Here is a 14,454-nt window from a genome sequence, read left to right on the forward strand (position 1 = left end):
AGGGCTCAGGGTTTGCCCAGCGGAGCGTCGAAATGGTCGACCGAGAAACCGTACACCGTCGCCGGCGCGATGCGGACCGCGGTGGTGCCGGCCGGATTGCCCTGGATCGGCGCGCTCAATTGTTCGCCCGGCAGGATGTAGGTGCGGCTCATGTCGACTTCGGTCATCGATGGCAGCAGCGCCAGCGCCTGGGCGAAGCGCACCACATAGGCGCTGTCGTTTTTCATCACCAGCGAGTCGCCGTTGATGGACCAGGTCAGCAGTTTCCAGGGTTCGCGGTTCAGGGGCAGGTTCTTGGGATGGATGATCAGTGGCAGGTTCTGGCGCACGTTCATGGTCACCTTGACGCCGCCGTCGGGACCCTTCTGGGGAATGCCCTCGAACGTCACGCGCTTGAGGCGCTGGGTCTTGAGCGGCTCCTTCAATTGCAGGATGAAGCGCACCAGTTGCGTCTGGTCCGGTTCCACGCGCGCCACCGGCGGCGAGACCACCAGCAGCGCCTCCTTGTCTTCCGGCAGGTTCTGGATGGAGGTGTAGAGCAGGGTGGCGGCCGCGTCGGTATTCTTGACGTTCATGCTGGCTTCGCCATCGGCCTCGTTGACGATCACGACCGATGTTTCCGGCAGCATGCCGCTGGCGCGGGCGGCCGGCGCTGCGGCGCAGGCCAGTGCCAGCAGCGCCAGGCAGGCCATGCCGCGCGTTTGGAAAACCGGTTTTTGTTGCATGGTGAAAGCGGCCATCTTGTTTCCCCCCGGAACGAAGTTTTGCCTTCGATCATCGCCCATATGCGGCGATGGCAAGCGAGGGAAAAACAGGCGGTTTATGCCTCTTTTTCAGTTGTTTTGGCCGTTTTTCCGGAGCGAAGGAGGGGGGGCAGGTTCTTACAGGTAATGCAACTCCAGCGTGGCGGAGCCGTCGAGCGGGATGTCCTGGGTCAGGGGCAGGTTTTCGGCTTTGTTGATATAGGCTTGCACCGACAGCCTTCCGGAGACCGCCTTGTAGGCGTCGGGCGTGCCGCTGCTGCTTCCCCATGAGAACTGCAGCCGCTTGGAGGCGATGCCGTTGCCGCTATTGTTCCAGATATTGCCGTCAGAGGACGACATCAGCCGTACCGGCTGATAGTCGCCGGTATAGGTGTCGGGCATGAAGCGGATGGTGTACCCGCCGACGTTGCGGCCGGCGACGGCGCCCAGGCCGAAGTTGTAGTCGTCCCCCAGCGAACCGTCGCCCGAGGCGGCGGCGACGATGCCCGGCACCACCGAGGCGCGGCGGTTGTCGATGACCTTGACGCTGAATTTGGCGGCGGCATCGCAGTTGACCGAAAAGGTCATGCTCATGGCCCGCAAGGTCGTGAACTGGCCTTGGCGCAGGATGCTGGCGCTCATCGTCCCATAGTCGGCCACGCCGCCGCTGGACAGCGTCGGTGTGCAGGCGGCCGGGGTCAGGGTGGCGGTGATTTCCATCGGTACCGTATTGGCCGAGTCGACGGCGCCGGCAGCGCAAAGTCCCGCGCACAGCAGTAACGGATGGAGCAGCGAACGGCGGGGAGCGCGGAGGACGGTCATGGCGGTATCGGGAGCGTGGCGGGCCGGTTTCAGATTCAGAGATAGACCAGTTCGACTGTCGCGGACCCATCCAGCGGAATGTCATCTTTGAGCCCTTCGCCGCGGCTGTCGATGACGGGCTGGATGCTCAGCGTGGCGCCCCTTTCCTGGATGTTGGCCGGGATGTTGCGCTGGTCGGCGGCCCAGGTATAGAGCGTGTTCTGCTGCAGCATGCCATCGGTGCGCGCGCTCCAGGCGCCGCTTGCCGCATTGCCGGCGGCCTGCATTTGCAGGTTGGGGGCGGCGTCGTTGCCGCGCGCCTGGAAGCGCAGCACATAGCCGCCCACCCGCAGTCCATCCTCGCTCTTCAGGCCGAAATAGCGCTCGTCGCGCAGCATGCTGGGGCGAGCCGATGCCTTGACCATGCTATTGGTGGTGGCCTGCGGATGGTTGTCGACCAGGCGGATCGCCACGCGGGTCGGGGTGTTGCAAGACACTTGCAGGCCGACCGACCTGACGGGCAACAACGTCGGGGCATGTTGCGAGATGCGGCTGGAGGGGATGGCGCCGTAGTCGACCACGCCGCCGCCGATCAAATGCGGCACGCAGGCATTGGGCATGATGTGCCCGGTGACGCGCAAGTGCGCGGTCGGCCCGGCAAGCGCTGCGGCGGGAACGGCAAGTGCCCAGAGTGTACGGAAGATCCGCCTTTTCATGATCGGTTGGATGCTTGGGGATTGGCCTGTCCGATTCTAATTCAGTCTGCGGGGGCGGTGCGGGAATATCGGCGCCGCTGTGGATTCCGGCGCCAACAGGGAGGACCGGCATTTGATTGTGTTTCCGTCATTTCTTTAATTTTTTCGGGAGGCATTCCAGAGGATTCCTATTGGAGGCGAGAGGGGGCGGGAACAGAATCGCAGCCTGGAGCGTGGCCGGAAACGCTGGGCAAACAACCTGAAATATCATGAAATCGATCTCGGACCTGTCCATTCTGATTGTCGAGGATGAGCCGCTGCAACGGGCGGTCCTGGCCGGCAATCTCAGGCGCATGGGGGCGCAAAAGGTGCTGGAGGCGGCCGACGGCCAGGAGGCGATCGGGCTCATGGGCGCGCATGGGGCCGACCTGGTCTTCTGCGACATCGGCATGCCCAATGTGGATGGGCCGCAATTCATCGTACGGCATGCGGAGCTGGCGCACGGCGCTCAGGGAGCGGGGCGAGGGGCGCCGCGGCAGTTCCCGATGCTGGTATGGGTAAGCGTGCTGGGCGCGGGCATGCTGGAGTCGCATATCCGGCTGGCCAGGAGCGCCGGATTCGCGGTCGTTGAAGCGCTGCCCAAGCCGCTGTCCGGCGTTGCCCTGCGCTATGTGGTCGAATTGGCGCTCGCCTTGGGCAAGCCGCGCCGCCGCGCAGGCGCCGACGATGCCTTGCCGGACATTAACGACGACGATTTGCTTCGGGCCATTTGCGATGTCGACGAGTTCGACGTGTGGTACTGCCCGCAGGTGGCGCCGGAAAACTTGCGCATGGCCGCGGCGGCGGCCGAGGTGCACTGGAACCATCCCCGGTTCCGCAAGTTGCGCCCGGAGCGCTTCATGGCCCTGATCGAACAGCAGGGGCTGGGATTGGTGCTGTTTTACCGCACCGCCAACCACGTGCTGCGGATGCAGCAAAAATTGAAGGCGGCCGGCCATTGCCTGTCGTGCAGCATCAAGGCTTCCGCGCAGACGTTGCAGACGCCGGAAATCGCCGACTATCTGGCCGACCGGGTACGCCAGCACCAGCTGAGCCCGGAGCAAGTCTCCATCGTCCTCACGGGAACCGGCGCGCCGGTGCGGCAGGTGCATTTGTCGGCTTCGCTCAACCGCTTGCGCATCAAGGGCTTCGGCCTGCTGCTCAACGGCTTTGGCGCGGGCAGCGCCAATATCAGCATGCTCTCCGAGATGCCGTTCACCGGCATCCATATCGATGCCGGCCTGATCGACCAGGTGCCGCGCCACGGCCTCGCGCGCAGCATGGTGGACGGCATCCTCGGTATCGGGGCGCGCCTGGGCCTGGAGGTCGTGGCTTGCGGCGTGGACGATATGGAAACATCCGAGGCCATGCGCAAGCTGGGATGTCGGCTGGTGCAGGGCGCTGTCTCGCCGCCGATGAAGGCGTCCGAGTTCCTGCGCGCCGTGCGCCGCGCGACGGGGGCATCCTCTTGCGACAGGCGTTTGCCGGCCTGAAGGGCGGGGAATCATGGTCTTATTCGCCCGTTTGGCGAGGCGCGCTATTGATACACTTTGACAGGAGTCAGTCGCGGCCCGGGGGGGCCATCAGCCAGAATAAAAGGAATCCATGATGACCTGGGCATCTGTATCGACGGTTCGCATCGCCTTGCTCGACGACCACGCCGTGGTCCGCTACGGATTGGCGGGGCGCCTGTCCGAGGAACCGGACTTCCAGATCGTGGGGACGTTTTCGAGCAGCAAGGAGATGATGGCGGCCTTGCGCGCCACGCCTGCCGACCTGCTGGTGATCGACTACTCGCTGGGCGCCAACGATATCGACGGGCTGAACCTGATCCGCGCCCTGCGGGTGCGTTTCCCCGACAGCAAGATCCTGGTTTCCTCCTCGCATTACAACCCGGCCACGGTGGCGCTGGCGATGAAGGCGGGCGCGCGCGGCTTTGTCGGCAAGTCGCAGGAACTGTCGGAACTGATACAGGCGATCCGCACCATTTCCGTGGGGCGTGTCTACCTGAACAACGACATGGCCGCGGAATTGTCTTCGATGCTTTCCTCCGACCCGGGCGAGGAGGCCGCGGGGAGCAGGGCGGTTTCGGATTCCCTTTCCGAAAGCTCGGAGCTGTCGCCGCGCGAGCGCGAGGTGCTGCGCTGCTGCCTGGATGGCATGACCGTGACCCAGATCGCGGAGAAATTCGCGCGCAGCGTCAAGACCATCAGCGGGCAAAAGCAGTCGGCATTCCGCAAGCTCGGCGTGCGCAACGACAGCGAGCTGTTCAAGATTCAGCATCAGCTTACGGACCTCTGAGCACAGACCTCCCAAGATAAGGACGATCGACAAATGAGCGAACAAGGACCGCGGATCCTGGTGGTGGACGATTCGGCGACCAGCCGGCTGGCGATCGAGAAGCAGTTGCGCCGGCTCGGCTGCCGCGTGGCCGGCGCCGAGGACGGCGGGTCCGCGCTGGCGGCCATACAGGCGCAGCGCTATGACCTGGTGCTGCTCGATTGCTACATGCCGGACATGAACGGTTATGAAGTGGCGCGCCGGGTGCGCGAGGCCGAGGCGGGCGATCCGGACGCCGGCTACACGCCGCTGATCGGTATCTCGGCCGAAGCCGATGCCGCCCATGTGCAGCTATGCCTGGAAAGCGGCATGGACGGCATCCTGGGCAAGCCGTTGCCGGTAGGGGAATTCGAGAAAATGCTGTCGCTGTGGTGCGATTACGAGGCGGACGGGCAAGCCACCAGCGTGCCGGCGGAGGCGCGGCCGGTCGACCTTGAGGACTTGTTTCGCGCGACCTCTCTGCAGGACCTGGCGGCGATGCGCACGGCCCATGCCGTGTCCGACATCGCGGCCGTCCAGCGCCTGGCGCACCGTATGAAGGGGGCGGCGCTGACGATGCGGCGCGAACGCATCGTCGCGCTGCTGGAACGCATCGAGGCGGCGGCGCACAGCGGCGCTGCCGGTTTCTCATCCATCGCCGCGCTGATGGCGGAACTGGACGCGCTGCTGGGTGCCTGACCGGCAGTTTCCTGTTCCGGAAATCTTATAAATAAAACGCGAGGCGTTTCAAGAACGGGCAAAACGGGCGATCCGTTTTGCCCGCTTCTTCAGGCGCCCACCCAAGGCAGGCCGGCCTTGCACCATCCTTCCACCGTCTTGCGGTGGCCATCCGCATCCTTGTTGCCTTCGAAGCCTTCGACGATGTCGAAGCAATGGCGATAGCCGTTTTCGGTCGCCAGCTTGGCCGCGTGCTTGGAGCGCACCCCGGAGCGGCACAGGAACAGCAGTATGTCATCCGGACCGGCCGCTTCCTTGAGCTGTTCGAGGAACTGCGGATTGGGTTTGCCTTCGGGATACAGGTTCCATTGGACGAACAGGTGCTGAGCGGCGGGGATCTGCACCATCCCGACCCAGTCGCGTTCGGCCTTGGTCCGCACATCCACCAGCTTGACGGCGGGATCGCCCTGGATCAGGGCGAAGGCTTCTTGCGGGGTGACGGCGCCGCGATAGGGAAGCTGGCCGTCCTGGGCGCGCTGGCTTGCTGTGATGAGGAGCTGTTCTTGGGTCATGGTGTCTCGCTGGGGCTGTCTTGATAGGAAATTGTCAAAAATTGCGAATTGGAAAGAGCAAGCCTTTCGTGCAGGGCCATATTCACGGTGCGACCGAATGCACCGCAAAAGTGCCAATTATCTGTCTCGCGCACAAAAATGTTATTTATTGGTGCATTTTTACTAAATTGCACTAAAATGATGCATGTATTTCATGCTCATCCATTCAGCGAAGCGGCCGTCCAGCCCCTGATTTTCCCTGAAATGTTCCGTTGTTGCATCTTCAAAGGGCGGTGGCATGGAATCTGCTATCATCCCGGGCTGAGTTCCGGCGCAAGACCGTTGTATCAAATGCAAAGATCCAGTCGCAGAAAACGGCTCAATACCCAAATTTATACTACTTCCTCGTTTTAGGAGATTCGCATGGCAAGGACGGCCGCAGAGGTTTTGAAGATGGTGAAGGACAACGAAGTCAAGTTTGTCGACTTCCGTTTCGCTGATACCCGTGGCAAGGAACAGCACGTGACCGTGCCCGTTTCGCATTTCGACATCGACAAGTTCGAATCCGGCCATGCCTTCGACGGTTCGTCGATCGCCGGCTGGAAGGGCATCGAAGCCTCCGACATGCTGCTGATTCCGGATCCGAACACCGCCAACATCGACCCGTTCATGGAAGAAACCACGCTGTACATGCAGTGTGACGTGATCGAGCCGTCCGACGGCAAGGGCTACGACCGCGACCCGCGTTCCATCGCCAAGCGCGCCGAAGCCTACCTGAAGTCCTCCGGCCTGGGCGACACCGCCTACTTCGGCCCGGAACCCGAATTCTTCATCTTCGACGGCGTGCGCTGGGGCGAAGACATGTCCGGCTGCTTCGTCAAGATCGACTCCGAAGAAGCTTCCTGGAGCACCGGCGCCAAGATCGAAGGCGGCAACTCCGGCCACCGTCCGACCGTCAAGGGCGGCTACTTCCCGGTTCCCCCGGTCGACAGCTTCCAGGACATGCGTTCGGAAATGTCCCTGATCCTGGAATCGCTGGGCATCCCCGTTGAAGTGCACCACCACGAAGTGGCCGGCGCCGGCCAGAACGAACTGGGCACCAAGTTCTCGACCCTGGTCGAGCGCGCCGACTGGACCCAGACCCTGAAGTACGTGATCTGGAACGTCGCCCATACCTACGGCAAGACCGCGACCTTCATGCCGAAGCCGCTGGTCGGCGACAACGGTTCGGGCATGCACGTGCACCAGTCCGTGTGGAAGGACGGCAAGAACCTGTTCGCAGGCGACGGCTACGCCGGCCTGTCGGAATTCGCGCTGTTCTACATCGGCGGCATCATCAAGCACGCCAAGGCGCTCAACGCGATCACCAACCCCGGCACCAACTCGTACAAGCGCCTGGTTCCCGGCTTTGAAGCTCCGGTCAAGCTGGCCTACTCGGCACGCAACCGTTCGGCTTCGATCCGTATCCCGCACGTGGCCAACCCGAAGGGCCGCCGCATCGAGACCCGCTTCCCGGATCCGCTGGCCAACCCGTACCTGTGCTTCGCAGCCCTGCTGATGGCAGGCCTGGACGGCGTGCAGAACAAGATCCACCCGGGCGAAGCCGCGACCAAGGACCTGTACCACCTGCCGCCGGAAGAAGACAAGCTGATCCCGACCGTGTGCTCCTCGCTGGAAGAAGCGCTGGATCACCTGGACAAGGACCGCGAGTTCCTGACCCGCGGCGGCGTGTTCAGCGACAGCATGATCGACGCCTACCTGGATCTGAAGCGCCAGGAAGTGCAGCGCTATCGCATGACCACCCACCCGATCGAATTCGATATGTACTATTCGCTGTAATCGAAGACGGGTGTTCAAAAAAGGGGAAGCTTGCTTCCCCTTTTTATTTATGCGCCGCCGGAATGCGCGCCGCCTTGTCATAAGGCGGTGGAGGTTTTCCGGAGGATGCGATGAAGTATGAGTATGTGAGGTATGGGCAGTATCTGGCATCGGCATTGCTGGCCGGCGCGGCGTGGGGCCATGCCGCGGCGATGTATGTGTGCGACGGCGCCGATGGCGTCGATGGTGTCGAGTATCGCGACGATGCGCAGGCGGCGAATTGCCGCAGGCGTACGCTGGCGCCGATAGGCCGGATCGGCGCAACCAGTGCCGGTAAAGCGATGAACGATGCGTCGCCGGTGCCGGTAACAACGGCGGTGGATGGCGACAGGAAGGCAGTCATGCGCGAACGCCTTGCGGCCGAACGCAAGAGGCTCGATGAGCTCAGGCGCGAATACAACGGCGGCGCTCCCGAGCGTCGCGGCGAGGAGCGCAATTACGCGCGCTACCAGGCGCGCACCGCGGCCTTGGCGGAGGCGATCGCCCAAAGCGGGAAGGCCATCGCCGCATTCGAGCAGGCGCTGCGGGAATGAGGCGCAACGCGCGCGCCGCATGGGCTTGCCCGAAACTTGCTAGAACATTCTCAAAGGCGGCGAATGCGGGGCGCGAAGGATCGCGCCGCGTCATTGGCCATCAACGATTTCAAGGGCGGGATATCCGGATGAAGACTAATTTACCCTCGCTTGACGGCCTCGACCTGCTGGCTTCGGCGGTGATCATTCTGGATCAGCGGGGCGGCATCGTGTATGCCAACGCCGCGGCAGAAAACCTGTTGGAAAGCTCGTTCAAGGTCTTGTCGCAGCAAAAGCTGCCGGAGCTTTTCCTCAACGGCGCCGAACTCTCGGCGCTGTTCTCCCAGGCCATCGAACACCAGTTCGCCGACAAGCGCCTCGACCTGGTGCTGGAGCGCGCCAGTCGCGAGCCCTTGCAGGTGCACGCCATCGTCACGCCGCTGGACAACCCGGACACGCCGGTGCTGCTCGAGTTGCGCGAGAACGTGCAGCAGCTCAAGCTGGACCGCGAAGAGCGCATGTTCGACCAGAGCCAGGCCAACAAGGAGCTGATCCGCAACCTGGCGCACGAGATCAAGAACCCGCTGGGCGGCATCCGCGGCGCGGCCCAGTTGCTGGAACTGGAACTGCCTGAGCGCCACCTGAAGGAGCTGCGCGAATACACCCAGGTCATCATCAAGGAGGCCGACCGGCTGCAGACGCTGGTGGACCGCCTGCTGGCGCCGCACCGCCATCCGCACATCGTGGGCGACGTCAATATCCACGAAGTGTGCGAGCGCGTGCGCAGCCTGATCATGGCCGAGTTCCCGCAGGGACTGACCATCAAGCGCGACTACGACCTCTCCATCCCCGAATTCCGCGGCGACAAGGAACAGCTGATCCAGGCGCTGCTCAACATCGTCCACAACGCCGCGCAAGCGCTGGCCGAGCGCATCCGCGCCGGCGACGGCGAACTGATCCTGCGTACGCGGGTGAGCCGGCAGGTGACGCTGTCCAAGGTGCGCTACCGGCTGGCACTAGATTTGCATGTCATCGACAACGGCCCGGGCATCCCACCCGACATCCAGGAACGGATCTTCTATCCGCTGGTGTCGGGACGCGAGGGCGGCAGCGGGCTCGGACTGACGCTGGCGCAGACCTTCGTCCACCAGCACATGGGGGTGATCGAATGCGAGAGCCGGCCGGGATGTACCGATTTCCGGATACTCATCCCGCTGCCGTAAGCGGATGGATGCAAGCGGCGCGAAATAAAAACAGAAGCATTTAACAGCATGACCCACCCAGGAAAAGTTATTTATGAAGCCAATCTGGATTGTTGACGACGACGAATCGATACGCTGGGTACTCGAAAAGGCGCTGGCCCGTGAAAACCTGGCCACGCAAAGTTTTTCCAGCGCACGCGACGCCATCCAGGCCCTCGATAGCAGCACGCCGCAGGTGCTGGTGTCGGACATCCGCATGCCGGGCGCGTCCGGCCTCGAATTGCTGCAGACCGTCAAGGCCCGGCACCCCGGCATCCCGGTCATCATCATCACCGCCTTCTCCGACCTCGATTCGGCCGTCTCGGCATTCCAGGGCGGCGCCTTCGAATACCTGGCCAAGCCGTTCGATGTCGACAAGGCGGTCGAACTGATCCGCCGCGCGCTCGAAGAGAGCCTGCGCGAAACCGATGTCGAGCAGTCAGCCGCGCAGACGCCGGAAATCCTCGGCCAGGCGCCGGCCATGCAGGACGTGTTCCGCGCCATCGGCCGCCTGTCGCAATCCAACGTGACGGTGCTGATCACCGGCGAATCCGGTTCCGGCAAGGAGCTGGTGGCGCGCGCGTTGCACAAGCACAGTCCGCGCGCTAGCCAGCCCTTCGTCGCGCTCAACACCGCGGCCATCCCCAAGGACTTGCTGGAATCCGAACTGTTCGGCCACGAGCGCGGCGCCTTCACCGGCGCGCAGGCGATGCGCCGCGGCCGCTTCGAGCAGGCCGAGGGCGGCACGCTGTTCCTCGACGAAATCGGCGACATGCCGCTGGACCTGCAGACGCGCCTGTTGCGCGTGCTGTCGGACGGGCATTTCTACCGCGTCGGCGGCCACCAGTCCCTGAAGGCCAATGTGCGCGTGATCGCGGCGACCCACCAGAACCTGGAGCAGCGCGTGCGCGAAGGCTTGTTCCGGGAAGACCTGTACCACCGCCTGAACGTGATCCGCCTGCGCCTGCCCAGCCTGCGCGAGCGCAGCGAGGACATCCCCATCCTGGCGCGCCACTTCCTGGCGCAAAGCGCGCGCCAGCTGGGCGTGGAAGCCAAGCGCCTGTCGCCGCAGGCGATGCAGTTCCTGTCGAAGCTGGAGTTCGCCGGCAACGTGCGCCAGCTGGAAAACCTGTGCAACTGGATCACCGTGATGGCGCCCGGCCAGACGGTCGAGGTCAAGGACTTGCCGCAAGACCTGGTGGAAGAGCGCACGCACGCGCCGCAGCCGCTGTCGGCCGCGGCTTCGCCGGCCATGTCGGCGCCGGCCGCCGGCGATGCAGCCTATGCGGCGGCGCCCGAGCCCGCCGGCCATGCCAACTGGGTTGCGCTGCTGGAAGCCGAGGCCGCGCAGATGCTGGCGCAGCAACAGCCGGAAGTGATGGATATCCTGGGCCGCCAGTTCGAGGCGGCGCTGATCAGGATCGCCTTGAAGCATACGCATGGCCGCAAGAACGATGCGGCGGTGCGCCTGGGGATCGGCCGCAACACCATCACGCGCAAGATCCAGGAGCTGGGTATCGGCGGCGCCGAGGACGACTGAGCGCCTGGCCGCCGGAACAAACGGCAGGCACAAAGACAAATGGCCCGGATCGCATGCGATCCGGGCCATTTGCATTGGGGCTCTGTTGCGCGAGGTTTAGCGCAGGCGCAGCACCACACGCGCCGACAGGCTGGCCAGGAGGCTCAGCGCGGCGCCGAAGATGACGAAGTAGCTCACCGACAGCTTGTTGCCGGTGAAGTCGATCAGCCAGGTGATGATCAGGCCGGCGAAACCGCCGAAGATGGTGACGGCGATGTTATAAGCCAGCGACATGCCGGTGCCGCGGGTCTTGACCGGGAAGATGTCGGCCAAGAGCGCCGGCATCGCGGCGAAGTACATGGTCATCAGCACGCCGATCACGGTTTGCAGCAACAGCAGTTGCAGGAAGCCCGGGGAATTGGTCAGGAACACGAACATCGGGTAGGTCAGCACGATGTACAGCGCGCTGCTGGCAATCATGAACGGGGTGCGGCCGAACTTGTCCGACCAGGTGCCCACCAGCGGCGAGCCGACCGCCATGATCAGGCCGGCCACCGACATGGCGGCGAACGAGGACCAGGCCGGCAGGCCGAGCTGCTTGACCGCGTAGGTCGGGATGTACAGCGACAGGTAGACCGAGACGGTAGCCATGATCACGCTGCCGGCGCCGATCAGCAGGCGCAGTTTCTGGCTGGTGAAGGTGTCGCGCAGCGGGGAATCGGTCTTCTCGCTGGCATCCTTGAATTCAGGCGATTCGTCCAGGTGGCGGCGGATATAGACGCCGGCCGGGGCGATCAGCAGGCCGAACACGAACGGTACGCGCCAGCCCCAGGAAGCCAGTTGTTCCGGCGTCAGCATGTTGTTGAGCACGGCGCCGAAGATCGCCGCCAGCAGCAGGCTCACGCCTTGGCTGGCGACCTGCCAGCTGGAGAAGAAGCCGCGGCGGTGCGGCGCGTGTTCGACCAGGAAGGCGGTCGAGCTGCCGAATTCGCCGCCGGCCGAGAAACCCTGGATCATCTTGCCCAGCGCGATGCCGGCCGGGGCCAGCAGGCCGATGCTTTCATAGTTGGGCATGAACGCGATCAGCGCGGTACCCAGCGTCATGAGCATGATCGACAGCATCAGCGCCGACTTGCGGCCGACGCGGTCGGAGTAGGCGCCCAGCACCACCGCGCCCAGCGGGCGCATGAAGAAGGAGACGCCGAAGGTGCCGAAGGTCAGCAGCAGCGAGACGGTCTCATTCCCGGTCGGGAAGAACTGCTTGGCGATGACGACCGCGAAGGCGCCGTAGATCAGGATGTCGAACCATTCCAGCGCATTGCCGATGGACGATGAAACGATGGCGCGCCGGGCTTGCGGATGCGTGTATCCGGCTGCCGGTGCGGCAGTGGTGCTGGTCATGGGTTCTCCCTTTTTTGAGTGACGCTGGCTGCGTGTGGATGATGGCAGTGGGCTGCCGCTTGGTATAGCGGCTGAGAATAGGTTGCGGGCGGAGGCGCTGTCAAGACGCAGTGTATGCCTATTATCAGGCCGCAGGAAACGGGCGGAAAATGGGCTGTGAAAATAGGCGGTGAATCACGTCCGGCGCGTCATTGCGCGCCGGCTTCCTTCAGTTTGCGCCACAGCGTGGTGCGGCTGATGCCGAGCTGGCGCGCCGCCGCCGCGCGGTTGCCGCGGCAGAGCTGCAGGACCGCCAGGATGTCCTGCGCATCGGGCAGGGGTGCCGGTTCGGATTGCGGTATCGCCGGCGGCGCGCCGGCCGTGCCGATTTCCGGGGCGATGCCTTGTATCAGCGCCGGGGTCAGCGCCTGCAGCGGTTCGGCCGCGAGGAACAGCGCCAGCCGTTCCATCATGTTGCGCAGCTCGCGCACATTGCCCGGCCAGGCGTAGGCGGCCAGCAGCGGCGCGCAGTGCGCGATTTCGGCATGCAGGTTGGCATGCGGGCGCACGTCTAGCGCCGCCAGCGCGTGCTTGAGGTGCCATTCGGCCAGGTTCAGGATATCTTCGCGGCGTTCGCGCAGCGGCGGCAGTTGCAGGCGCAGCACGCCCAGCCGGTAATACAGGTCGGCGCGGAAACGTCCTTCGCGCACGCGCGCATCGAGGTCGCAATGGGTGGCGCTGATGATGCGCACGTTCACCGGAATGGGCCGCGTGCCGCCCACGCGCACCACCTCGCGTTCTTCCAGCACACGCAGCAGGCGCGTTTGCAGCGGCAGCGGCATCTCGCCGATCTCGTCCAGGAACAGCGTGCCGCGATGGGCCGCTTCGAACAGGCCGGCGCGTCCGCCGCGGCGCGAGCCGGTGAAGGCGCCTTCCTCGTAGCCGAACAGTTCGGATTCCAGCAGCGACTCGGCCAGCGCGCCGCAGTTGACCGCCACGAAGGGATGCGCGACCTGCACCTTGCCCTGCATCAGCGGATGGGCGCGATGGATCGCCTGCGCCGCCAGTTCCTTGCCGGTGCCGGTTTCGCCCTGGATCAGCACGGTGGCCGGGGAGCGTGCGAACAGCGTGATCGAATGGCGTACCGCTTCCATCGCCGGCGACTCGCCGCGCAGGTCGTTGAGGTGGTGGCGTGCGCGCAGCGTGTCGGCCACCGGCAGGCTGCGCCCGCGGGTGGACTCCAACTGGGTCAGGCGCGCCAGTTCCAGCGCATCCTCGAAGGCCTGGCGCACCGAGGCAGAGGAATAGATGAAGACGCCTTGCAGGCCCGCTTCCTCGGCCAGGTCGGTGATCAGGCCGGCGCCCACGATCGCCTCGATGCCGGCGGCCTTGAGGTCGTTGACCTGGGCGCGCGCGTCTTCTTCGGTGGCGTAGGTGCGCTGCACGATGTCCAGGCCGAACATCTGCTGGAACTCGGCCAATGCCGGCACGGTTTCCTGGTAGGTGACCAGGCCGATGCGCGGGGTCAGCTTGCGGGCGCGGGCCAGCGCCTGCATCACGTCGAAACCGCTGGCGCGGGCCACGATCACCGGCACCGGCAGGCGGCTTTTGAGATAGGCGCCATTGGAGCCGGCCGAGATCACCACATCGCAGCGCTCGGTCGCCAGCCGTTCGCGGATATGGCGCACCGCATCGTCGAAACCGAGCTGGATCGGCTCGATATCGGCCAGGTCGTCGAATTCCAGCGTGATGTCGCGGAACAGCTCGGACAGGCGCGAAACCGATACCGTCCAGACGACGGGTTTGTCGGCCGGGCGGTCGGCATCGCGGTAGGCGGGGCGTTTCATCGTAAAGAGTGGTGTTTCAAGATGTGTTTCATGAAACATGAATGTAACACATATGAAACATCTGCATCGTTTGGGCGAAGGCTGATGAAACGGGGAGCTGTCGTATTGCCACTATGGCCGGGGCTTGCCTAAGTGATTGATTTTTCTTCATTTGGTACGAGGGGAGGGGCGCGGCCGGCGAGAAGATTCGCGTTCCGGCCGGGAGGGTGGCACGGGCGTTGCAATACGGTCTGCCAGTTTGTCCGCTGAAA

Annotated in this window: 13 protein-coding genes; 7 read left to right on the forward strand and 6 right to left on the reverse strand. The window is 64.2% G+C overall.

Going from position 1 to position 14,454, the window contains the following annotated elements:
- Positions 1–5 precede the first annotated feature (5 nt).
- The 3 genes from J7548_RS17475 to J7548_RS17485 form a co-directional block, all read right to left on the reverse strand.
- Positions 6–740 (reverse strand): fimbria/pilus chaperone family protein, encoded by a 735-nt coding sequence (locus tag J7548_RS17475; RefSeq protein ID WP_290976968.1) that lies wholly within the window; start codon positions 738–740, stop codon positions 6–8.
- Between the two features lie 141 nt (positions 741–881).
- Positions 882–1,565, reverse strand: a complete 684-nt coding sequence (locus J7548_RS17480; protein WP_290976971.1) for a DUF1120 domain-containing protein — start codon at positions 1,563–1,565, stop codon at positions 882–884.
- A 35-nt stretch (positions 1,566–1,600) separates the two neighbouring features.
- On the reverse strand, positions 1,601–2,260 hold the full coding sequence (locus tag J7548_RS17485; RefSeq protein ID WP_290976973.1) for a DUF1120 domain-containing protein: 660 nt from the start codon (positions 2,258–2,260) through the stop codon (positions 1,601–1,603).
- A gap of 248 nt (positions 2,261–2,508) precedes the next feature.
- Here J7548_RS17485 and J7548_RS17490 point away from each other — a divergent pair, with 248 nt between their 5' ends.
- The 3 genes from J7548_RS17490 to J7548_RS17500 all read left to right on the forward strand — a co-directional run bounded on the left by J7548_RS17490 (position 2,509) and on the right by J7548_RS17500 (position 5,296).
- Positions 2,509–3,771: an EAL domain-containing protein gene (locus J7548_RS17490; protein ID WP_290976976.1), complete on the forward strand. Its 1,263-nt coding sequence runs from the start codon at positions 2,509–2,511 to the stop codon at positions 3,769–3,771.
- Positions 3,772–3,886: 115 nt separating this feature from the next.
- Positions 3,887–4,579, forward strand: a complete 693-nt coding sequence (locus J7548_RS17495; RefSeq protein WP_290976979.1) for a response regulator transcription factor — start codon at positions 3,887–3,889, stop codon at positions 4,577–4,579.
- 33 nt (positions 4,580–4,612) lie between these two features.
- A complete protein-coding gene (locus tag J7548_RS17500; protein WP_290976983.1) occupies positions 4,613–5,296 on the forward strand; it encodes a response regulator in 684 nt (227 codons plus the stop codon).
- Positions 5,297–5,385: 89 nt separating this feature from the next.
- Here the strand turns inward: J7548_RS17500 and J7548_RS17505 are convergent, their stop codons facing one another.
- Complete coding sequence (locus J7548_RS17505; RefSeq protein WP_290976986.1) at positions 5,386–5,847, reverse strand: rhodanese-like domain-containing protein; 462 nt, start codon at positions 5,845–5,847, stop codon at positions 5,386–5,388.
- A 402-nt stretch (positions 5,848–6,249) separates the two neighbouring features.
- Here J7548_RS17505 and glnA point away from each other — a divergent pair, with 402 nt between their 5' ends.
- The 4 genes from glnA (at position 6,250) to ntrC (ending at position 10,997) form a co-directional block, all read left to right on the forward strand.
- A complete protein-coding gene (gene glnA / locus J7548_RS17510) occupies positions 6,250–7,665 on the forward strand; it encodes a type I glutamate--ammonia ligase (RefSeq protein ID WP_290976988.1) in 1,416 nt (471 codons plus the stop codon).
- A gap of 110 nt (positions 7,666–7,775) precedes the next feature.
- Positions 7,776–8,237 (forward strand): hypothetical protein, encoded by a 462-nt coding sequence (locus tag J7548_RS17515; protein ID WP_290976991.1) that lies wholly within the window; start codon positions 7,776–7,778, stop codon positions 8,235–8,237.
- A 128-nt stretch (positions 8,238–8,365) separates the two neighbouring features.
- Positions 8,366–9,439: a nitrogen regulation protein NR(II) gene (gene glnL, locus J7548_RS17520; RefSeq protein ID WP_290976993.1), complete on the forward strand. Its 1,074-nt coding sequence runs from the start codon at positions 8,366–8,368 to the stop codon at positions 9,437–9,439.
- A 73-nt stretch (positions 9,440–9,512) separates the two neighbouring features.
- On the forward strand, positions 9,513–10,997 hold the full coding sequence (gene ntrC, locus J7548_RS17525; RefSeq protein ID WP_290976996.1) for a nitrogen regulation protein NR(I): 1,485 nt from the start codon (positions 9,513–9,515) through the stop codon (positions 10,995–10,997).
- Positions 10,998–11,093: 96 nt separating this feature from the next.
- Here the strand turns inward: ntrC and J7548_RS17530 are convergent, their stop codons facing one another.
- Complete coding sequence (locus J7548_RS17530) at positions 11,094–12,377, reverse strand: MFS transporter (RefSeq protein WP_290976999.1); 1,284 nt, start codon at positions 12,375–12,377, stop codon at positions 11,094–11,096.
- 188 nt (positions 12,378–12,565) lie between these two features.
- Entirely contained in the window at positions 12,566–14,203 is a 1,638-nt protein-coding gene (gene prpR, locus J7548_RS17535; RefSeq protein WP_290977002.1) for a propionate catabolism operon regulatory protein PrpR, read from the reverse strand.
- Positions 14,204–14,454 lie beyond the last annotated feature (251 nt).

The sequence above is a fragment of the Herbaspirillum sp. genome (genome assembly GCF_017744395.1).
GTDB lineage: Bacteria > Pseudomonadota > Gammaproteobacteria > Burkholderiales > Burkholderiaceae_D > Herbaspirillum.

Excerpts from the sequence above, each read along its gene's own strand:
- J7548_RS17475 (WP_290976968.1), bottom strand. The coding sequence starts at position 740 with ATGGCCGCTTTCACCATGCAACAAAAACCGGTTTTCCAAACGCGCGGC.
- J7548_RS17480 (WP_290976971.1), bottom strand. The coding sequence starts at position 1,565 with ATGACCGTCCTCCGCGCTCCCCGCCGTTCGCTGCTCCATCCGTTACTG.
- J7548_RS17485 (WP_290976973.1), bottom strand. The coding sequence starts at position 2,260 with ATGAAAAGGCGGATCTTCCGTACACTCTGGGCACTTGCCGTTCCCGCC.
- J7548_RS17490 (WP_290976976.1), top strand. The coding sequence starts at position 2,509 with ATGAAATCGATCTCGGACCTGTCCATTCTGATTGTCGAGGATGAGCCG.
- J7548_RS17495 (WP_290976979.1), top strand. The coding sequence starts at position 3,887 with ATGACCTGGGCATCTGTATCGACGGTTCGCATCGCCTTGCTCGACGAC.
- J7548_RS17500 (WP_290976983.1), top strand. The coding sequence starts at position 4,613 with ATGAGCGAACAAGGACCGCGGATCCTGGTGGTGGACGATTCGGCGACC.
- J7548_RS17505 (WP_290976986.1), bottom strand. The coding sequence starts at position 5,847 with ATGACCCAAGAACAGCTCCTCATCACAGCAAGCCAGCGCGCCCAGGAC.
- glnA (WP_290976988.1), top strand. The coding sequence starts at position 6,250 with ATGGCAAGGACGGCCGCAGAGGTTTTGAAGATGGTGAAGGACAACGAA.
- J7548_RS17515 (WP_290976991.1), top strand. The coding sequence starts at position 7,776 with ATGAAGTATGAGTATGTGAGGTATGGGCAGTATCTGGCATCGGCATTG.
- glnL (WP_290976993.1), top strand. The coding sequence starts at position 8,366 with ATGAAGACTAATTTACCCTCGCTTGACGGCCTCGACCTGCTGGCTTCG.
- ntrC (WP_290976996.1), top strand. The coding sequence starts at position 9,513 with ATGAAGCCAATCTGGATTGTTGACGACGACGAATCGATACGCTGGGTA.
- J7548_RS17530 (WP_290976999.1), bottom strand. The coding sequence starts at position 12,377 with ATGACCAGCACCACTGCCGCACCGGCAGCCGGATACACGCATCCGCAA.
- prpR (WP_290977002.1), bottom strand. The coding sequence starts at position 14,203 with ATGAAACGCCCCGCCTACCGCGATGCCGACCGCCCGGCCGACAAACCC.